Below are 19,840 nucleotides of genomic sequence, written 5' to 3'. Positions count from 1 at the left end.
TCAATCACGCTTAAGAAAAAATCAGCCAATCCCATCAATAGGTAAGGAGCCACGGAAAACTCACTGGATGGCCCTAAAAAACAAAACCCCACCAAAAATGGTGGGGTTTATCATCAATCTGAAGGGCGCCTTAAGCGCCCTTTCTTTTATTCTTTTTCTGCAATCACCGAGAGTTTCGTGAGGCCTGCTTTTGAAGCCTGATCCAATACTTCCACTACGGTGCCGTGGGCGGTGTCCTTGTGGGCTTGTACCAAGGCGGTATCGGTATTGTTCTCAGCCAGGAATAACTGAATGTTGGCCTCCACGCGGGCTAAATCCACCTGTCGACCGTTCATAAAAATCATGCCGTTTGCATCGATTTTAATATTGACGTTTTTACTGGGTTTGTTGCTCTTCTGGGCGTCATCGGGGCGATTAACCATCAACCCTTTTTCTTTCACAAAAGAGGTGGTGACGATAAAGAAAATCAGCATGATAAAGACAATATCCAACATAGGGGTCATGTCGATGCTGGCGTCGGGGATCTCAGATTGGTGTTTTTTCTTCATAACGTCTCTCCCTGGAAAACCCCCAGGTTTTTCCTTAGTAAAAACAATCCTCTAAATAAACGTAGTTTACCTGGCGTGCGGCCACAACAAATTTAATCACTTACGCTAAAGGGGCTTGTTCTAAAAAACATCTTGTTTACAATCAGACACACTTTATTGGCAAGGTCCTTTGCCTGCCACCTTGGTCCTCAGTAGACTAGACAAGTTGTATTCCCACCCTAGAGCACATCAGGAATTATTATAATGAAGAAGGTAAGTATTCTCGCACTTGGCATTGCTACTGCACTTGGCTTAGCGGCTTGTAGCCCCGCTCCTCAAAGCACAGAGCAAACAGAACAAAAAGTTACGCCGGCTGCTGCCGTTCAATCTTCCGGTATCGATTTAGCTGCTATCGACAATAACACCCGTGCCCAGGACGACCTGTTTCAGCACGTTAACGGTCATTGGTTAAAAACTACAGAGATACCCGCCGATAAGTCTCGTTACGGTGCCTTTAACGTTGTGAATGACAACACTCAAGAGCATTTGAAAGCCCTGATACAAGAAGCCGCCGCAGCTGAAGCCGAACCCGGCAGCAACAATCAGAAGCTGGGTGACATGTACAACAGCTTTATGAATACAGAAAAAACCGATGAATTGGGTATGTCGCCACTTAAAGGCGATCTTGAGAGCATCGCAGCGATCGCCGATCATAAAGCGGTTGCCGCAAAAATGGGTGAGCTGTATGCAATGGGAGTGTCAGCACCATTTGGTTTCTTTGTCTATCCTGATGCCAAGGATCCCAATACCAATGGCATGTGGCTATTTCAAAGCGGTCTGACCATGCCGGATCGTGATTATTATTTAAAAGACGAAGAAAAGTTCCAGAATTTCCGTATCGCCCTCAAGCAATACATGACCGATGTGTTGACCATGGCCGGTTATGAGAATGCGGCCGATGCCGCTGAGCGTTTGCTGGCGCTGGAAACCCGTATTGCTGAAGTTCACCTGTCCAGGGTAGACAGCCGAGATGCAGAGAAAAACTACAATGCGCGTAGCGCAGAAGAAGTGCGTGCACTGTTAGCCGGTTTTGATTGGGACGCCTATGCCAAGGCCGGAAAACTGGAAGCGGTTGAGAAGATAATTGTCCGTCAACTGCCTTACTTTGAAGCCATGGGTAAGCTCTTTGCCGAGACCGATGTACAGACCTGGAAGGACTTTATGGCCTTCAATCTGGTGGACACTTATGCCCCACGTATGCACAAAGAGCTGGTGGATCTGAATTTTGATTTCCACTCCAAAACCCTAAACGGTATTCCTGAGCAAGAACCTCGCTGGAAGCGCGCAGTGGAAGCCACCAGCGATGTGCTCGGCGAAGTATTGGGGCAACAATATGTGGCCCGACACTTTACATCCGAAGCCAAAGCCAAGATGGATCAGTTAGTGCAAAACCTGATCAAAGCCTATGGCGACAGTATTCGTGAACTGGATTGGATGACCGAGACTACCAAGCAAGCGGCACTGGAAAAACTGTCTAAGTTCACACCCAAGATTGGTTATCCGGATAAGTGGCGCGATTACAGCAGCCTGGAAATCAAAGCAGATGAATTGGTCGGCAACTACAAGCGCTACAACGCTTTCGAGCAGGATTACTATGTAGGCCAAATCGGTAAGCCTGTCGATCCAGTGGAATGGGGTATGACCCCCCAGACCGTAAATGCCTACTACAGCCCCACCCGTAACGAAATTGTATTCCCGGCCGCTATCTTGCAGCCGCCGTTCTTCAATATGGAAGCCGACGATGCGGTTAACTATGGTGCCATCGGTGCGGTCATCGGCCATGAAATCGGTCACGGCTTCGACGACCAGGGCTCCAAGTATGACGGTGACGGTAACCTGCGCAGTTGGTGGACAGATGAAGATCGCGCGGCTTTTGATGCACTCGGCAAGAAACTGGCCTCACAATACGACCAGTTTGAGCCCATCGAAGGCCTGAACATTAATGGTGCATTGACCCTGGGCGAAAATATCGGCGACTTAGCCGGCGTAACCATCGGTTATAAGGCTTACCAAATGTCGCTTAATGGTCAGGAAGCGCCGGTCATTGACGGCTTAACCGGTGATCAGCGCTTCTTTATGGGCTATGCCCAGGTATGGCGCGGAAAGTATCGTGAAGATGCGCTACGTGCTCAGTTGGTCAGGGGACCACATTCGCCTGGCGAATATCGCGTAAGGGGTATTGTCCCGAACGTAGATGCTTTCTACCGTGCCTTCGACGTAAAAGAAGGGGACAAGACCTATATCAAGCCAGAAGATCGCGTACGTATCTGGTAATTGATAGCAAGGTTAAAAATGCCGGCCTTGCGCCGGCATTTTTGTTGTTGCCACGGAACACAAGCATTGGCATGGTAGGTAACAAAGTAGTTGGAATAAGAATAAAAATGAATCTTTGGCGAAAATGGCACAAATGGCTGGGCCTGATATTAGGCATTCAGGTGCTGCTTTGGATAAGCGGCGGGGTGGTGATGTCGGTAATCCCCATCGATATGGTGCGTGGCCAGCATTTGGCTGTTCGCCATACGCCAATTAGCCAGCCTTTGCCGGCAGTGCAAATGTCTATGCAGCAATGGCAAAAACTCGAATGGAAGCAGCGGCTGGATGGTCCTATTTTACTCGGCGTGGACCTGCAGGACAAAGAGCACTGGATGCAACCCGACGGCACTGAAGTATTGCCCTTAAACGCGCAGCAAATTCAGCAAGTGGCCGGGCATGCCTATTTGGGAGAAGGGGCGCTTCGCAACACGCAACTACTGGAGCATCTCCCCCAGGAGGCCGATTTTCTAACCGGGCCGATTTATCGGGTGGATTTCGATGACTGGATCAACACCACTTTTTATCTGCACCCGCATTCGGGGCAGATTTTGTCGGTGCGCTCCGATCTTTGGCGTCTTTTCGATTTTTTCTGGATGCTGCATATTCTTGATTTTGAAGAGCGCGAGGATTTCAATAATCCACTTTTGATTGGTCTGGCCATTTTTGCATGGCTATTTACTTTAAGTGGTTTTATTTTGTTGTATCATGCTTGGCTGAAACCCAATATTCGCAAATGGCGTTATCAAATAAGTAGATGAAGACAATTCTGGGATATTTACTGGTCATCTTTATTGGCCTTGGCAGCATCAATGCCAAGGTGTTGGCCTTTGCCCAGTCGCCCCGATCTGCGATGCAAGAACAAGCGTCTCACCATGCCATGGCAGAAAGTACAGATCATACTGCTATGGCGCATGATTGTTGCGAGCAATCTACACCCGATGACCAGGGTTGTTGTGAGGGCTGTGACAATCAAGGCTGTGCCAGCCATTGTCTGAGTCTGAGTGCCATCGCCAATACGTTTTTCCTGGCTTTGCAACGACATGCCGGGGGCATCCAGAATGCCCCTGCAGAACTCAGTATCCATTTAACCAGCACTCTCTATCGTCCACCCCGCGCCTGACATAAGTCTTTGTCCCTTTTGTACAATCTTATTGCAGGAGATGCCCATGCGGCCTTTTATTGTTTTATATAGCTTATTGGCTGTACTTATTTTGCCATCTGGTTATGCGCTTGCCCAACAAGCAGAGCATCAGCATCCAGTAAGCCGGGCCCCAACCGATGTTATCAGTGGCCAGACCCGCTATGTCTGCCCCATGCACAGCCATATTGTTAAAGATCATCCCGGCACTTGTCCCATCTGTGGAATGAACCTAGAGCCTGTGGTGCAAAAAGCCCGCAATGAAGGCAGCAGCGTGGTCATTGAAATTACCGGTGATACCCGTCAGGCCATGTCAATTGTCACCGAGCAGGTAAAGCGCGACGACTTATGGAAGTTTGTCCGTACCCTTGGCACCGTGGGCTTTGATGAGTCCGCGATCATGCATTTTCATCCCCGGGCAGCCGGTTATCTGGAAAGCCTGGATGTGCATACTCAGGGGCAGAAAGTCAAAAAGGGCCAACGCCTGTTTACTCTGTACTCGCCGGAATTGGTGGTGGCCCAGGAAGATTATTTGCAGGTGTTGAAAAATGCCGCCTCCAGCTCACGCGAGCATCTGATCACTCAGGGAAGATTGCGTCTGAAGCTACTGGGCATGGATGAATCCGTGATCAAACAAGTAGAGGATGGCCACAAAGCCCTGTACACCGTGCCTTACTATGCACCACAGGACGGTGTGGTCACAGAACTCAACGTACGTGAAGGTATGTATGTGACACCCGATGTGGAGCTATTGTCACTGGCAGACCTGACCCGTTTATGGGTGATAGCCGATGTGTTCGAATCGCAGTTTGATTGGGTCAAGCTGGGTAAGCCCGCCGAAATCCATCTGCCTCATTTAGGTATGCATGGCGATGAAGCCAGCATTGATTATATCTACCCGCAGCTTGATCCTGTCACGCGCAGCCTCAAGGTGCGTCTGACCCTGTCCAATCCGCTCGAGCGGGTGAAACCCGGTATGACAGCCGAGGTAAAAATTTTCGGTGGTCCCCTTCGCGATGTCTTGGTGGTGAGTAAGCAGGCGGTAATACCTGCCGAGCAAGGCCATCGTATTGTGGTGCAACGTGATGACAGTAGTTTTGAAGTGAGAGAAGTAGAAATCGGCATGCAGGCGCAGGGCAAAGTGGAAGTGCTGTCTGGTCTCAAAGACGGTGAAAGGGTAGTGACTTCGGGACAATTCCTGATTGATGCCGAAGCCAGTCTGGCAGGCGGACTTGAGCGTCTCGACGCCCATGCCCATCACTAGGAGGCGCCATGATAGCTAATCTCATTGACTGGTCAGTCAGACAGCGTGCTCTGGTGTTGATCTTTAGCCTGTTGCTGCTATTTGGCGGCTGGCAGGCCATGCAGAAACTGAATTTGGATGCCATTCCTGATCTATCCGATGTGCAGGTTATTATCAAAACGGCCTACCCGGGACAAAGTCCGCAAGTGGTGGAGCAGCAGGTCACCTATCCACTTGCCAATATTATGATGGCGGTGCCGGGCGCCCGCACGGTGCGTGGCTTTTCCTTTTTTGGTGATTCCTTTTTATATGTACTGTTTGAAGACGGCACCGATCTTTACTGGGCACGTTCAAGGGTATTGGAATATCTCAATCAGGCGCAAAGCCGCTTACCTGCCAATGTGCAGCCGACCCTTGGTCCTGATGCCTCAGGCGTAGGCTGGGTATTTCAATATGCCCTGAAAGACACCAGCGGCAACTGGCATCTGGCCGATCTTAAAAGCTTGCAGGACTGGTTTCTAAAGCAGGAGTTGCAAGCCGTTCCCGGGGTGGCAGAAGTGGCTACCGTAGGTGGAATGACCCGCACCTACCAAGTATTGCCCGACCCATTAAAGTTAGCCCGCTATCGTTTGGGGATTGAGCAGATACGTATGGCCATTTTGGCCAATAACGGTGAAACCGGTGGCGCCACCTTAGAGATGGGCGAAGGCGAGTATATGCTGCGGGCCCGTGGCTATCTGCAAAGCCTGGCCGATTTTGAGCATATTCCCCTAGGTGTGCGAAACCCCGATGGTATACCACTTTTGTTGAAAGACGTGGCCGAGGTGCGATTAGGACCGGAGCTGCGCCGGGGTATTGCCGAGTTGGACGGACAAGGCGAAGTAGTGGGTGGTATTGTGGTGATGCGCAGTGGTGACAATGCCCGCCAGGTTATCGAACAGGTCAAGGCCAAGTTGGAGGCGCTTAAACCCAGTCTGCCAGAAGGAGTAGAGGTGGTGGTGACCTATGACAGAGCCGCCTTTATTGAACAGGCCGTCGATAACTTAAACGAAAAACTGTTGCTGGAAATGCTGATGGTCTCCGTGGTGCTGATGCTGTTCTTATGGCATCTGGGCTCTGCCATGGTGGCGGTATTGATCCTGCCGTTGTCACTGGCGTTCTCCTTTATTGTTATGCAGTGGCTTGGGATAAGCGCCAATATTATGAGCCTGGGCGGCATTGCTATTGCCATCGGTGCGTTGGTGGATGCTGCTATTGTGATGGTGGAAAATCTTCACAAGCATCTTGAGCATTTCCAGTCGCAGCAAGGGAGGCGCCCCAGCCCTGTTGAACATTGGCAATTAGTCGCGAATGCTTGCACACAGGTGGGGCCAGCATTGTTTCTGACGCTCTTAATTATCACTATCAGCTTCTTGCCGGTGTTGGTATTGGAAGGCCAGGAAGGACGATTATTCGCCCCCATGGCGCTGACCAAATCTTTTGCCATGCTCGGTGCCGCGCTGTTAGCCATTACCCTGGTGCCGGTGCTGATGGGCTATTGGGTGCGTGGTGGTATTCGCCCTGAAGAAGAGAATCCCCTCTCCAAACTGCTGCGAAAAGGCTATGAACCCTTGCTATCCCTGGCATTGCGCTTTCCCCGATCCGCTTTGGTTTTCGCTGCGTTGGTGTTGCTGTCCGGGCTCTATCCGCTCAAACATCTAGGTTCGGAGTTTATGCCCACTATCGATGAAGGCGACTTACTCTACATGCCTACCACCTTACCGGGGCTAAGTGCAGGAAAGGCAGCACAGCTATTGCAACAAACCGATAGGTTGATTGCTCAAGTGCCAGAAGTGGAGCGGGTATTTGGCAAAATTGGCCGCGCCGAGACAGCCACCGATCCGGCGCCCCTGGTGATGCTGGAAACCAGTATCAAACTCAAACCAAAGGAACAGTGGCGAGACGGCATGACAGTGGAAAAGCTGATTGCTGAGCTGGACGCCAAAGTGCAATTTCCCGGTGTTACCAATGCCTGGGTACAGCCGATTAAAACCCGCATTGATATGCTTTCTACTGGTATTAAAACGCCGCTGGGGATAAAAATTTCCGGCCCTGACCTTAAAGAGATTGAGCGCTTGGGGTCTGAGGTAGAGTCTATCTTATCCAAGCTGCCTGGCACCCGTTCGGTGTTTGCCGAGCGCGCGGCGGCAGGGCGTTATCTGGATATCGCCCCTGATATGCAAGCGCTGGCCCGATACGGGCTCAGTCTGGCGCAGCTGCAAGACATTATTCGCTACGCTATCGGTGGTGAGGCAATAGGTGAAGTTATCGACGGCAATGAGCGCTATCCCATCAATATCCGCTTTGAGCGTCACTGGCGGGAAGACTTAGAAGCACTAAAAAACCTGCCGGTGACCAATAGCGATGGTTTGTATGTGCCCTTAAGCAGTCTGGCGACGCTGTCCGTGCAAGAAGGGCCAGATATGATAAAAAGTGAAAATGCCCGCCGTGTTGGCTGGGTGTTTGTGGATATTGATGGCATGGCCATGGGCGACTATCTGCAGACGGCTCAGCAAGCATTGGCTGAAACGCTTAACCTGCCACCTAAATACAGCCTGTCCTGGTCGGGGCAGTATGAAGCCATGCAACGGGTTGCCGACAAGCTTTCCATGTTAATTCCGCTGACGCTGCTACTGTCCTTGGTATTGCTGTACATTACCCTTAAACGTTGGTCACAGAGTATGGTGATCCTGTGCACCTTACCCATCGCACTGACCGGCAGCTTGTGGTTACTTTGGTATCTGCATTTTAATTTGTCGGTAGCGGTGATGGTGGGAATGGTCGCCCTCGCTGGTGTGGCTGCCGAGTTTGGCGTGGTGATGTATCTTTACCTTAATCAGGCGTGGCAGGAAGTCACTCACCGCGATCAGCACAGTTTGCAAGCGGCGGTGATAGCAGGAGCGGTAAAACGTATACGGCCAAAAGCCATGACTGTTACCACCATACTTGCCAGCTTGCTGCCAATTATGTTCAGCTTAGGTGCAGGGCATGAAGTGATGCAGCGCGTTGCTACCCCCATGCTCGGTGGTATGATACTGGCACCGTTGGTCTCTTTGTTCCTGATCCCTGTAGCATTTTATCTGGTGGAGCGCAGGGCTTTGGCATAAACAACCAGGCAAAACAGCATGGAACAACTCGAGTTTTTCGATATTCCCAGCCCTTGTATCGGTGTTTGTCAGGCCGGTGACAAGGGCTTTTGCCTGGGTTGTTACCGAAGTCGGGAAGAGCGGCTATATTGGTTGCAATTAACACCCGATGCGAAACGCAAGGTGATCAAAGCATGCACCATGCGCAAACGCCGGGCGCAGCAACAAAGTTCGGTGAAAAACAATGAACAGGCTGCGTCGCAGCAGCAACTTGGATTTGGAGAAGCGGATAGATGATACGTGCCGATGAACTGGCCAAATATGCCAGCCAGTCTTTTGCTCTACCTGACACTTGTCATAAGATCCGCGCTCTGCTCGACGATCCTGCCGCCGATGCGGCGGATATTGCCGACATTATTGCGCTCGACCCGTCATTAAGCTCCAAGTTACTGCGGTTAGCTAACAGCGCCTTGTTTCGTTTTCCTGCCCAGGTCAATTCACTGTCCAAAGCGGTCAATGTGATTGGCGGCGAAGCATTGTATAACCTGGCTCTGGCAGAGACCGCGGCATCGGCTTTTCGGCACTTCGAAAATGAAGCCATCAATCTAAAGCGCTTCTGGCAGCAAAGCGTTTACGCGGGACTGCTTGCCAAGCAGCTGGCTAAGATGAATAAGGCCAGAGGTAGCGATGAATATTTTGTCATGGGATTGCTGCATCAGTTGGCAGAACTGGTGGTAGCTACCCGATTCCCTGACCTGGCCAGTGAATGTCAACGCTATGTGGCGGGTCAATTGCCATGGCAGCGCCAGCAAGAGGTATTGGGCTTTACCTATGCCCAGTGTTCGGCGCAGATTCTGGAAAACTGGCAGTTACCGGTGCAGTTTGCTTACACCATTGCCCATGTGCATGACGAAGTGAAGGCCAAAAGCGGCAACGATCTGGCCATTGGCCATTTGGCGGTAAGGCTGGCACTGCATATGGTGGATAACCGCTATTGTCTGGATGATTTACTGTCTCCAGCCGCGGTCAAGAAGCTAAAGCTGGATCATGAAGATATTCAGGATGCCATCAAGTTTACCAAAATGGATGCCATGAAATTGCTGTCAGTGATGAACCCCGATCTGTTCTAGGTCATCAGGTAATCCGACGTTGAATTTCAGAGGTAAGGCCAGTTTTTGAGAACCTTTCTCAACTCATTCACCTTTTTTATTAAAATTCCATCAAGATAAACGCGGTTTATATTGGCTATAAGTTAAGAAAAGGCCAGGCAAATTTAAATTTTCATAATAAACCCTTATACTTCGTCAGCTTAAATTCCCTGCCGCGCCAGCGACAGCCCAGTGCGCCGGCAGCTAAATCAAGAGAGGACCAAACTGTGTTAGAAGCATATCGTCATCACGTCGCCGAACGTGCCGCTGAAGGTGTCCCCCCAAAACCGCTGAGCGCCGAGCAAGTCGCTGAGCTGGTAGAGTTATTGAAAAATCCCCCTAAGGGTGAAGAAGCGTTTCTGGTGGAGCTTATTTCCGAGCGCGTACCACCAGGCGTAGACGAAGCTGCTTATGTTAAAGCCGGCTTCCTGACCGCAATTGTAAAAGGTGAAGCCAGTTCACCACTGATTTCTAAAGATGCAGCCGTGCAACTGCTTGGCAATATGCACGGCGGCTACAACATCGAAACCCTGGTTGAGCTGCTGGATGATAAAGATCTGGCCGAGCTCGCTGCCGAAGAGCTTAAGCACACCCTGCTGATGTTCGATGCCTTCCACGACGTGGAAGAGAAGATGAAAGCCGGTAACGGCTTTGCTAAGGACGTGATCGAGTCGTGGGCTGCCGGCGAGTGGTTTACCAGCCGTCCGGAAATTCCTGAAAAGGTCACCGTTTCTGTGTTCAAAGTAACAGGTGAAACCAACACCGATGACCTGTCACCGGCACCGGATGCCTGGTCTCGCCCTGATATCCCTTTGCATGCCCGCGCTATGTACAAGATGAAGCGTGAAGGTCTGACCCCTGAAGTGCAAGGCGAAGTCGGTCCGCTTAAGCAAATCGAAGAGATTAAAGCCAAGGGCCACCCTGTTGCTTTCGTGGGTGACGTTGTGGGTACTGGCTCTTCCCGTAAGTCTGCTACCAACTCGGTACTGTGGTTCTTCGGTGAAGATCTGCCAGGCGTACCTAACAAGCGTGGTGGCGGTATCTGTATCGGTGGCAAAGTGGCGCCTATCTTCTTTAACACCATGGAAGATGCCGGCGCCCTGGTCTTTGAAGCCGATGTGGACAATATGAACATGGGCGATGTGATCGATATCTTCCCTCTGGAAGGTAAGATCCAAAATGCCGAAACCGGCGAAGTACTGGCTCAGTACGAATACAAATCCCGCGTGATCCTGGATGAAGTGCGTGCTGGTGGCCGTATTAATCTGATCGTGGGTCGTGGCCTGACCGGCAAAGCCCGTGAAGCCCTGGGCATGGGTCCATCGGATCTGTTTATGACCCCGGATCAGCCTGCCGATACCGGTAAAGGTTTTACCCTGGCGCAGAAAATGGTTGGTCGTGCCTGTGGTGTTGAAGGAATTCGCCCCGGTACTTACTGCGAGCCTAAGATGACCACTGTTGGCTCTCAGGACACCACTGGTCCCATGACCCGTGATGAACTGAAAGACCTGGCCTGCTTGGGCTTCTCTGCTGATTTGACCATGCAGTCATTCTGCCATACCGCTGCTTATCCCAAGCCAGTGGATATCGAAACCCAGCATACTCTGCCTGATTTTATTATGAATCGTGGCGGTGTGTCCCTGCGTCCAGGTGACGGTATTATCCACAGCTGGCTGAACCGTATGCTGCTGCCCGATACCGTAGGTACCGGTGGTGACTCACACACCCGTTTCCCTATCGGTATTTCTTTCCCGGCAGGCTCTGGCTTGGTGGCTTTCGCAGCCGCTACCGGTGTAATGCCACTGGATATGCCTGAGTCTGTGTTGGTGCGTTTCAAAGGTAAGATGCAGCCTGGTATCACCCTGCGTGACCTGGTACATGCCATTCCTCTGTACGCCATCAAACAAGGCCTGCTGACTGTCGCTAAAAAAGGCAAGGTCAATGCCTTCTCCGGTCGTATTTTGGAAATTGAAGGTCTGGAAAACCTGACCGTTGAACAGGCTTTTGAGTTGTCTGATGCCTCTGCCGAGCGCTCTGCCGCCGGTTGTACCATCAAGCTGTCCGAAGACTCCATTGCTGAGTACCTGCGCTCTAACATCACCATGCTGCGCTGGATGATCAACAACGGTTATGGCGATCCCCGTACCCTTGAGCGTCGTGCCCGTAAGATGGAAGAGTGGCTGGCCAAGCCTGAGCTGATGAAGGCCGATGCCGATGCCGAATACGCAGAAGTCATCGAAATCGATTTGGCCGATATCAAAGAGCCTATTGTGTGCTGTCCTAACGATCCGGATGATGCCAAGACCCTGTCTGAAGTGGCCGGTGATAAGGTCGATGAAGTGTTTATCGGTTCGTGCATGACCAACATTGGTCACTTCCGCGCTGCCGGTAAATTGCTTGAGCAGTACAAGAAGCCTCTGACCACCCGTCTGTGGATGTCACCACCGACCAAGATGGATCAGGCGCAGTTGATGGAAGAAGGTTATTACAACATCTACGGTAGCGCCGGTGTGCGCACAGAAATGCCCGGATGTTCTCTGTGTATGGGTAACCAGGCGCGCGTAGCGGCTGGCAGCACTGTGTTGTCTACCTCTACCCGTAACTTCCCCAACCGTTTGGGTGATGGCGCCAATGTGTACCTGACCTCTGCGGAACTGGCGGCAGTAGGTGCCATCCTGGGTCGTATCCCGACTACTGAAGAATACCTTCAGTATGCCGGTAAGATCGATGCCATGGCCGGAGATATCTACCGCTACCTGAACTTTGACCGTATGGATGAGTTCAAGAAAGCGGAAGATGCGGCTAAGGCCAAGATCATTCCGACCTTGAATGTGGCCTAAGGCCGAATCAGACTGAAAAAACCGGGACTTGTCCCGGTTTTTTGTTTTAGGTCCTCCAGCTCTTAACCGAATGGGGAATTTATTCGGTCACACTCCCGGTTGCACACTTATAGTGCTGGAGCCGCATTTTGGTGCGAAATTTTTCCGCTCTGCACCAAATTGGTGGTATTAAAGTGAGGAGCGTCATGGTTTTGCCATCAATGCCCTGTTTAATAGCTGTTGGCTTAAATCATGCTTAGTTGAGTAATGAATACCAATTAATTCACTGATGCGACTGGCGTTTTTGCGCTGCGCTTATATTCTCAGTGATAACCAATGAAAAAGGATAGACAATGCAAGACCTCCCTCGTATCCCCCGTAACACCAAAGATGATTACACCAATGAGCAAGCTCGGTTAAGAAGAGAGTTTCTGTCAAAAGAAACCGGCGCATCCCTGGAATTCACCGGTGGATACTCTATTGACCCAGCGGTACTGCCGGGTAATGTGGAGAACTTTATCGGTATCACCCAGATGCCGGTGGGGATTGCGGGGCCTGTACTGATCCATGGTGAGCATGCACAAGGTCATTTTTATGTGCCGCTGGCGACAACCGAAGGCACATTGGTGGCGAGCTACAGCCGCGGTATGCGCGTACTCAATGAATGTGGCGGCGTCACCACCACGGTTGTTGAACAATTTATGCAGCGTGCACCGGCTTTCCTGTTTGACAATGCCCGTCAGGCCAGGGACTTTGGTCAGTGGATCTCTGATAATTTTGAGCATATTGCCAAAGTTGCCGAAAGTACCACCCGCATCGGTAAGTTGATGCATATCGAACAATGGTCTGTAGCAAAAATGCGCTATCTGCGCTTTAACTACACCACTGGCGATGCGGCCGGTCAGAACATGGTGGGTAAGGCCACCTTGGCTGCCAGTGAATGGATCAAAGCTAATTCACCTATTCCTTGTGATTATTTGCTGTCCGGTAATATGGATACCGATAAGAAGCATTCACATCTGAATATGATCCATTCTCGCGGTCGTCGGGTGATTGCCGAAGTGGTGCTCAAGAAAGAGGTGATTAAGCGCATTATGCATACCGACACAAAATTGCTGGCTAAAGCGGCAGTGTTGTCGAATACCGGTGCCCGTATCGCTGGTGCTGCATATAACGGTCCCCATTCTGCCAATGGTATTGCTTCGCTCTTTATTGCCACCGGTCAGGATGAAGCCAACGTGGTGGAATCTCATGCTGGTCACCTGTCGCACGAACTGTTGGACAATGATGATCTGTATATGGCGGTGACGTTGCCTTCACTGATTGTAGCCAGCTACGGCGGCGGCACCGGGTTGCCAACCCAAAAAGAATGTTTGGAACTGATGGGCTGCTACGGCATGGGCAAGGCCAATAAACTGGCTGAGATTGTGGCAGCAACGGTATTGGCAGGTGATATTTCCCTGGCTTGTGCAGTGATTGCCGGTCATTGGGTCAGCAGCCATGACAAGATGGGTCGAAATAGACCATAATGACCCCTGAATCTTGCAGTTAGGCGGGCAAGAGCCCGCCTTTTTTGTAACAAGGGCATGTTATGACGCGTTGGGTGTTATTTTTGGTGTGGTTCAGCTGTTCTTGGGCATGTGCTTCCCAAATTCAGTTCGGTACGGTACAGGTGAAAATCAAGGATAGGGTGCTCAAGCTGGAATTGGCTGAGGCCTTCGAGGAACGGGCGCAAGGATTGATGTTTCGTCCCGAACTTTGTGAAGACTGCGGTATGATCTTTTCTTACGAACAGCCCAAGGTGATCAGTATGTGGATGAAGAATACCTTGATCCCTTTGGATGTGGCCTTTGTGGATGAACATGGCCGTATCATTGCTATCAAGCCCATGGAGCCGCACGATCTGCGCTCGGTAAGCTCTGAAGTGTTGGCCAAATATGCTTTAGAGATGAATCAGGGCTGGTTTGCCCGCAACCAAATCCGGGTTGGCGATAAGGTCAGTATTACCCGCTAGCTCTCGCTCCTTGCAGACCGCCGGTATGTAGCAACAGAATCTTACTGCCGGCGTTAAAATAGCCTTTCTCCATCAACTGCCTTGCAGCACAAAACAGCTTTCCACTATAGACCGGCTCAAGCGGTATGGCGCTGTTTTCCTCAACCTCATGGCAAAATGCCTGCAAGTTTTTATCTGCTTTACCATAACCGCCGCCATGGTAATCATGCAGTATTTGCCAGTGGTTTTGATTGGCCCCATCCAGCAGATTTTTGACCAATTGTTCCAGATAGTCTTGCCCCTTTAATACCGCGATGCCATGCAGTTTAGCGCCAGGACTGGCAGAGACCAGGCCGGCAAGGGTACCGCCACTACCCACTGGCAAGAGGATATGATCAAAATCCCGGGGCAACTCACTGAGTATCTCCGCCACACCTGGCAGCGCTTGCTGTTGACTACCACCCTCTGGAATCACTCTGGTATGCGTTTCGTCTGTGGTAAGGGCATTTGCCGCCGCAAGCTCGGTTTGCTCCTTGTAGCTACGCTTATTCAAATACTTAATCGTGGTGCCCCAGCGTATTAAGTCATCAATCATGGGGCTAGGATGCTTGCTGTAATCCCCCCGAATTCGCGCTTCAAGGGCTATCCCCAAGCGCTGACAGCAATAGCCTAAGGCATGCAGATGGTTGGAAAACCCGCCACCGAAACTGATGACCTTGTCGATATTCTCCACCTGCAGTTGCGCCAAGGCATATTTCAGCTTGCGCCATTTATTACCACTGATAATGGGATGCAGCAGATCGTCCCGCTTTACCCATATTTGCAGCTCACTGGCGCCGGGCCAATCGGGTTGAAATAGTTGAAGCGGAGAAGGAGATTGAATCTCAAGGCGCGCGGTCAGGGTGTCGGCGGCAGTGTTCAGGCTATTGGCATCTGAGGATGGGGGCATTATGCTGGTTCTTTAAACCTATAAAGTCGCGCTATGTATACCATACTCCTTTGCATTTTTATTAGCTGTCTTCTGCCCTTTGTGGCCAAAGCACCACTAGCCTATGCCATGGCCAAAAGCGGAGGTTATAACAACCGTTTGCCAAGGGAACAGCAGCGAAGCCTGACCGGCTTTGGTGCCCGCGCCAAGGCGGCCCATGAAAACGCCTTTGAGGCTCTGATTGTTTTTGCGCCCTGTGCATTGGCCGTGGTTGCGGTAGATGCGGTGAGTGGTTACACCGAGACCTTGGCTATGGTGTTTGTGGTCGCCCGTATCCTTTACAACCTGATGTATCTGCTTGACTGGGATAAGCTGCGCAGCAGCGTATGGATGGTGGGGATCGTCTGCAGCATGCTGATGCTGTGGGAAGCCATGGCCAAAGTGGCAGCGTAAAAACGGGGCGAAAGCCCCGTTCTTATTTCAGCTACAGATTTGCTTCTGCCAGGCTGTCAATCAGGCCTAGTTGTCGTTGATCGAACAGGCGTACATCGCGAAGCATGTAAGGCTTACCTAAACCGGATGCCGTTAAGATGGCTGCATCGAAGGGCAATCTCAGTGTGGCTGCGCCCGCCCCAAGGGTTTGTGCGGCATGGGTTTCCATCACTGGTTGCAGAGTGCCGTTGGCATCGGTCGCATAGAGCACCGCACGGATTTCATAACGACTGGGGGCGTCCACATATAACGCCACTTCTGCTGTCAACGGCTTGTCGGTTACCAAGGTCACTGCGTTCAGGTCAGCCTGCTTGTTAGCGAAGGCCAGTGCAATCTTGCCATCCCGTCGAATAGTCAGGCCCTTATCTTGTGCTTTAGCAGAAAGATGCACTTCGTACATTCCCTGGCTTGGCGGGACGGGGTTACTGACCTTAGGTATCATTATCTCTACCTGACCCTCTCCTGTGTGGCCCACCATCAGATCTTGGATGCTACCGTTGGGCGCAACCAAGGTGGCATTAAGCTGGCTCGCATCAAGTGATTGACCTAAATGCTGGATCGAAGCCAAAACGCTAGCTGTCTCCTGATCGGTGTGGTTCTGACGAGCCACTTGCATATTCAGGCGATAAGCCGAGCCCTTTTCTTTTACTGTGATCCGGTAGTTGTCTTTATCGCTTAATTGTTGTGCTGTTTTAAGCAATGCCGGGCCTACCTGAGCAGTGGTTTTCAGCGCCAGAGTACCGCTGAAAACCCCAGTTTGGGCTAACTGCTCTGCGCTAATACGCTCGGCAACCCAGGACTGGCCCTGCCGACTACCGGTCACAGATAGCATCTCTGTGTTCAGCGCCTGAGCAGTGCCTAAACGGCTTACCAGGATCATCGCCTGACCTTGAGTAAGATCCAGCTTTAAACCTTTACTCAATGCTTTACCGCTGACCTGAATGCTGTACTCATCGCTACTGGTGATATATGGCTTTTCGCCAGCCGTTTCTATCTGTTGGTTGAGCAGGGGAAAGCTAAAATGGGCAAAGTCATTTTCCTCGGCAAACGCATTGCTACCCAAGGCCAATGTCAGACCCAATACCAGTGTGGACATCTTCATGGGTAACTCCTTAAATATCATCGCGCAAAATGCGGTCGAGGTTGAAACACTGGCGACGTGATTGATGGTGGCTCAAAGGCTCCTTTCCGGCGGTGCGGTTTTTGTCATAGAACCAGAGATTGCCGGCGCCTGCCTGAGAAGTGCAATTGAGGAAACCATCTGAGCAGCTATCCAGCCAGTTTTGCGTGACTTCCAGAGACACCTGATATTGGTAGCCGCCACAGTAGCTGTCACTGTCCCAAATAGCTGAGTCCACGTCCGAACCCACCACATTTTTAAAGGGCTTGGGCAGGGCAGGGCGACCGCTGGTGCCATACAGATAGGCGCTGTTGTAATAGCTCATCCAACTGACTTGTTGTTGCTTAACTGCATCTGATGCATAGCCCAGGATCCAGCCTAAGGTCGTTTCAAATACGTTTCCGGCAGTAACGGCATCGGCCAGCGGCGTGCCAAGGCTAGAGGGTGCCAGGGCTGTCACCTGACGTACCTTGTTGATGATATTGGGGTAGCGGCTGTCGTAGGTGGGGTTGGAAAGGATCCAGCGCACTACATTTCCACCGTTGGAATGGGTGATCACATACAGACTGGTGATCCCCTGATTCTGGATAAAACTGGTAAGTTGACCTGCCAGGCAGCCGGCGGCGGCCGAGTCCCACATAAATTTATCAAAGTTGCAATTTATCACCACATACCGGCTGCCGTTACCCGACATCACCGAGTTGATAAAATTGCCGGTCCAATAGTCATTGTAGGCATCCGACTGATTGCCGGTGCCATGCACGAAGGCCACACCCTGATTGGCGCTGGCCGTGGCTGCCAGTCCCAAGGACAAAGCAAGCATCAGGCTTTTCCACAGTTGCATGTTGTTCTCCTGTTGACGTGTTATTTGGCGTACTGCCATACAACACTGCCTGCATGGACCGTCGCCTTTTGTTAATGACTTGTTAAGTCGGACGTTAGCCTATAGGCAAATTTTTTTGCTGTAAAGTGGTCAGATGTCCAACCTGCAAAAATAATTGTCATCGTGATTGGGCTAATAGGAACAATGCTTTAAATTTTTGCTTCTATGCAGAAGCGAGTACTCGCTTACATTTTCTTGCAGAAGAAGGGGGGTGACTATTTGCTGAAAAATCAGTCTGTAAGCGTGTCGCCGCCAAAACGGCGGATAAAGCGCTGCTTATCGGGATAGGGATGGATGTCTTTAATTTGCCCGGTAGCAGCTTCTTTTTGCAACTGCTGCCAATACTCTGGCTGCAATAGCTCTGGATGTAGTGCTTTAAGCAGTGCCTTATGCGGCGGTTTACTCAGGATAAAGTATTCAAACTGTTCCGGGAACACATCGTCGGGAGCGACTGAGAGGGTATCAAGCGCATAGGGATCATCATTGTGGGGCAGGGCGCGAAAGTTACGCTGATTCATATAACAGATTTCGTCATAGTCATAGTAAATCACCCGGCCATGACGGGTAATGCCGAAATTCTTATGCAACATATCGCCGGGGAAAATATTGGCCGCAGCAATGTGTTTGATGCAGCGCCCTAAATCATCAATGGCGCTTTGCACTTTTTCCGCATCCTGTTCCTGATCCAGATAGATATTCAGCGGCGTCATTTTGCGCTCGATATACAAGTGCTTAATGATCAGTTCGTCGCCCGCAATCTCTAAATTGCTGGCCGCCACTGTCTGCAATTCTTCTAACAGTTCTGCACTGATGCGATGCAGCGGCAATCGGAAATTCATGTATTCATGGGTATCGGCCATACGGCCGACCCGGTCATGCATCTTTACCAACCGATAACAGTCAATCACATGCTGGCGGGTGATTTTTTTGCTCTCGGCAAATTCATCCTTAATCAGCTTAAACACTACGCCATAAGAGGGCAGATGGAATACCGCCATCACCAGGCCACGAATACCCGGTGCGGCTTCAAACTGATCTTGTGATTGCGACAAATGCTGCAGAAAATTGCGGTAGAACACCGTTTTTCCATGTTTGTAATAGCCCAGGGAAATATACAGTTCGAAGTGTTTTTTATTTGGTAACAGTTGCTGCAGGAAAGCCACTACTTCAGCAGGGTATTGGGTGTCGGCCATAAAATAAGAACGGGCAAAGCCAAACAGGGCACTTAAGTGGTTGCGATCGGTCAATAGCGTATCCACATACATATTGCCCTGGGAGTTGAGCATCAGCGCCATCACAAAAGGGATTTGCTCGTTGCCTGCGCACATACGGCCGACCAGATAGGCTGCTTTATTTCGGTAGAAAACCGGCTGTAAAATCTCAACTTTATGGATGGCAGCAAGTTGGGCTTGGGTGAAAGATTCACGCAGGTAGCGCTCAGTCCAGGCCAGATCCCTTTCCCTGTCTTCAAAATCCAATTGAAAACGATAGTGCTGCATGATCGCCAGTAACAGACTGCGGATGCTACCCGTGGCGTCGAAGTCGTTTACCACCTTATCCCTGAACTGCCCAGCCAGATAGCAACGGCTGGGCAATACAAACATGATTTCATCATCAATCTTCTGGTGTTTGAACAAGCGACCGATCACCGAGTTAAAAAAGGTTTCGGCCAGTTCAAACTGCGGATGGTTATCCAATTGCTTCAGATAGTGCAGTTTTAACTCGCACCAGAAGTCACGACTTTGCTGGTGGGGATGCACATACTGGTAGATATCGGCGACCACTTCGGTCAGGCTCTTGTCATAGATAGCGATACGTTCTCGCACCGCACCCTGTACCTCTTTCCAGCGTGCCTGTTCAAAACGTTGCTGCGCTTCTTTGGTGATGCGGCTATACCAGCGAAAGCTTTTCTCAAAGCCCTTGAGGATTTCGTAAGCAATCTGTTTGGGACTAGTGGCTGACAAGCGCGCTCCGAATCGGTATAAATACGGCACTAAGATAACCAGTGAATAAGCCTGGTACAACGGCAAATACCAACAGAATAACAATAA

Annotated in this window: 16 protein-coding genes; 11 read left to right on the top strand and 5 right to left on the bottom strand. The window is 50.8% G+C overall.

Going from position 1 to position 19,840, the window contains the following annotated elements; translation table 11 throughout:
• Positions 1-146 precede the first annotated feature (146 nt).
• Positions 147-548, bottom strand: coding sequence for a biopolymer transporter ExbD (locus tag P2G88_RS14865; RefSeq protein WP_275797296.1), 402 nt, complete (start codon positions 546-548; stop codon positions 147-149).
• 243 nt (positions 549-791) lie between these two features.
• Here P2G88_RS14865 and P2G88_RS14860 point away from each other — a divergent pair, with 243 nt between their 5' ends.
• From P2G88_RS14860 to P2G88_RS14815, 10 genes are all read left to right on the top strand, one after another.
• Positions 792-2,861 (top strand): M13-type metalloendopeptidase, encoded by a 2,070-nt coding sequence (locus P2G88_RS14860; protein ID WP_275797294.1) that lies wholly within the window; start codon positions 792-794, stop codon positions 2,859-2,861.
• A gap of 107 nt (positions 2,862-2,968) precedes the next feature.
• The gene (locus P2G88_RS14855; protein WP_275797292.1) at positions 2,969-3,658 is read left to right on the top strand and encodes a PepSY domain-containing protein; all 690 of its coding nucleotides are present in this window, start codon (positions 2,969-2,971) and stop codon (positions 3,656-3,658) included.
• Positions 3,655-4,020 (top strand): hypothetical protein, encoded by a 366-nt coding sequence (locus P2G88_RS14850; RefSeq protein WP_275797290.1) that lies wholly within the window; start codon positions 3,655-3,657, stop codon positions 4,018-4,020. Before P2G88_RS14855 ends, P2G88_RS14850 begins: the two co-directional genes overlap by 4 nt.
• Positions 4,021-4,066: 46 nt before the next feature.
• On the top strand, positions 4,067-5,302 hold the full coding sequence (locus P2G88_RS14845) for an efflux RND transporter periplasmic adaptor subunit (RefSeq protein WP_275797288.1): 1,236 nt from the start codon (positions 4,067-4,069) through the stop codon (positions 5,300-5,302).
• An 8-nt stretch (positions 5,303-5,310) separates the two neighbouring features.
• Positions 5,311-8,427 carry a CusA/CzcA family heavy metal efflux RND transporter gene (locus P2G88_RS14840; protein WP_275797286.1) on the top strand — a complete coding sequence of 1,039 codons (3,117 nt, stop codon included), beginning with the start codon at positions 5,311-5,313 and terminating at the stop codon, positions 8,425-8,427.
• 18 nt (positions 8,428-8,445) lie between these two features.
• A complete protein-coding gene (locus P2G88_RS14835) occupies positions 8,446-8,703 on the top strand; it encodes a DUF1289 domain-containing protein (protein WP_275797284.1) in 258 nt (85 codons plus the stop codon).
• Positions 8,700-9,536: an HDOD domain-containing protein gene (locus tag P2G88_RS14830; RefSeq protein WP_275797282.1), complete on the top strand. Its 837-nt coding sequence runs from the start codon at positions 8,700-8,702 to the stop codon at positions 9,534-9,536. Before P2G88_RS14835 ends, P2G88_RS14830 begins: the two co-directional genes overlap by 4 nt.
• Positions 9,537-9,781: 245 nt before the next feature.
• Positions 9,782-12,394, top strand: a complete 2,613-nt coding sequence (gene acnB / locus P2G88_RS14825) for a bifunctional aconitate hydratase 2/2-methylisocitrate dehydratase (protein WP_275797280.1) — start codon at positions 9,782-9,784, stop codon at positions 12,392-12,394.
• Positions 12,395-12,726: 332 nt separating this feature from the next.
• Positions 12,727-13,902, top strand: coding sequence for a hydroxymethylglutaryl-CoA reductase (locus tag P2G88_RS14820; RefSeq protein WP_275797278.1), 1,176 nt, complete (start codon positions 12,727-12,729; stop codon positions 13,900-13,902).
• Positions 13,903-13,964: 62 nt separating this feature from the next.
• Entirely contained in the window at positions 13,965-14,387 is a 423-nt protein-coding gene (locus P2G88_RS14815) for a DUF192 domain-containing protein (RefSeq protein ID WP_275797277.1), read from the top strand.
• Here the strand turns inward: P2G88_RS14815 and P2G88_RS14810 are convergent.
• Positions 14,377-15,315, bottom strand: a complete 939-nt coding sequence (locus P2G88_RS14810) for a pyridoxal-phosphate dependent enzyme (RefSeq protein ID WP_275797276.1) — start codon at positions 15,313-15,315, stop codon at positions 14,377-14,379. The two genes, P2G88_RS14815 and P2G88_RS14810, sit on opposite strands and share 11 nt — an antisense overlap.
• Before the next feature lie 33 nt (positions 15,316-15,348).
• Between P2G88_RS14810 and P2G88_RS14805 the strand changes: the two genes are divergently transcribed.
• Positions 15,349-15,747, top strand: a complete 399-nt coding sequence (locus P2G88_RS14805; RefSeq protein ID WP_275797275.1) for an MAPEG family protein — start codon at positions 15,349-15,351, stop codon at positions 15,745-15,747.
• A 31-nt stretch (positions 15,748-15,778) separates the two neighbouring features.
• Here the strand turns inward: P2G88_RS14805 and P2G88_RS14800 are convergent, their stop codons facing one another.
• The 3 genes from P2G88_RS14800 to aceK form a co-directional block, all read right to left on the bottom strand.
• Positions 15,779-16,888: a DUF4785 domain-containing protein gene (locus tag P2G88_RS14800; RefSeq protein WP_275797274.1), complete on the bottom strand. Its 1,110-nt coding sequence runs from the start codon at positions 16,886-16,888 to the stop codon at positions 15,779-15,781.
• A gap of 10 nt (positions 16,889-16,898) precedes the next feature.
• Complete coding sequence (locus tag P2G88_RS14795) at positions 16,899-17,750, bottom strand: hypothetical protein (protein WP_275797273.1); 852 nt, start codon at positions 17,748-17,750, stop codon at positions 16,899-16,901.
• Positions 17,751-18,019: 269 nt separating this feature from the next.
• The gene (gene aceK, locus P2G88_RS14790) at positions 18,020-19,753 is read right to left on the bottom strand and encodes a bifunctional isocitrate dehydrogenase kinase/phosphatase (RefSeq protein WP_275797271.1); all 1,734 of its coding nucleotides are present in this window, start codon (positions 19,751-19,753) and stop codon (positions 18,020-18,022) included.
• Positions 19,754-19,840 lie beyond the last annotated feature (87 nt).

The sequence above is a fragment of the Aliiglaciecola sp. CAU 1673 genome (genome assembly GCF_029223185.1).
In the GTDB taxonomy this organism is placed as follows: Bacteria; Pseudomonadota; Gammaproteobacteria; order Enterobacterales; family Alteromonadaceae; genus Bowmanella.
The sequence above is the reverse complement of the archived record's forward strand: the minus strand, read 5'-3'. Positions and strand labels throughout refer to the sequence as shown.

Excerpts from the sequence above, each read along its gene's own strand:
- P2G88_RS14860 (WP_275797294.1), top strand. The coding sequence starts at position 792 with ATGAAGAAGGTAAGTATTCTCGCACTTGGCATTGCTACTGCACTTGGC.
- P2G88_RS14810 (WP_275797276.1), bottom strand. The coding sequence starts at position 15,315 with ATGCCCCCATCCTCAGATGCCAATAGCCTGAACACTGCCGCCGACACC.
- P2G88_RS14845 (WP_275797288.1), top strand. The coding sequence starts at position 4,067 with ATGCGGCCTTTTATTGTTTTATATAGCTTATTGGCTGTACTTATTTTG.
- P2G88_RS14835 (WP_275797284.1), top strand. The coding sequence starts at position 8,446 with ATGGAACAACTCGAGTTTTTCGATATTCCCAGCCCTTGTATCGGTGTT.
- P2G88_RS14865 (WP_275797296.1), bottom strand. The coding sequence starts at position 548 with ATGAAGAAAAAACACCAATCTGAGATCCCCGACGCCAGCATCGACATG.
- P2G88_RS14840 (WP_275797286.1), top strand. The coding sequence starts at position 5,311 with ATGATAGCTAATCTCATTGACTGGTCAGTCAGACAGCGTGCTCTGGTG.
- P2G88_RS14855 (WP_275797292.1), top strand. The coding sequence starts at position 2,969 with ATGAATCTTTGGCGAAAATGGCACAAATGGCTGGGCCTGATATTAGGC.
- P2G88_RS14850 (WP_275797290.1), top strand. The coding sequence starts at position 3,655 with ATGAAGACAATTCTGGGATATTTACTGGTCATCTTTATTGGCCTTGGC.
- P2G88_RS14820 (WP_275797278.1), top strand. The coding sequence starts at position 12,727 with ATGCAAGACCTCCCTCGTATCCCCCGTAACACCAAAGATGATTACACC.
- P2G88_RS14815 (WP_275797277.1), top strand. The coding sequence starts at position 13,965 with ATGACGCGTTGGGTGTTATTTTTGGTGTGGTTCAGCTGTTCTTGGGCA.
- P2G88_RS14800 (WP_275797274.1), bottom strand. The coding sequence starts at position 16,888 with ATGAAGATGTCCACACTGGTATTGGGTCTGACATTGGCCTTGGGTAGC.
- P2G88_RS14830 (WP_275797282.1), top strand. The coding sequence starts at position 8,700 with ATGATACGTGCCGATGAACTGGCCAAATATGCCAGCCAGTCTTTTGCT.
- P2G88_RS14795 (WP_275797273.1), bottom strand. The coding sequence starts at position 17,750 with ATGCAACTGTGGAAAAGCCTGATGCTTGCTTTGTCCTTGGGACTGGCA.
- P2G88_RS14805 (WP_275797275.1), top strand. The coding sequence starts at position 15,349 with ATGTATACCATACTCCTTTGCATTTTTATTAGCTGTCTTCTGCCCTTT.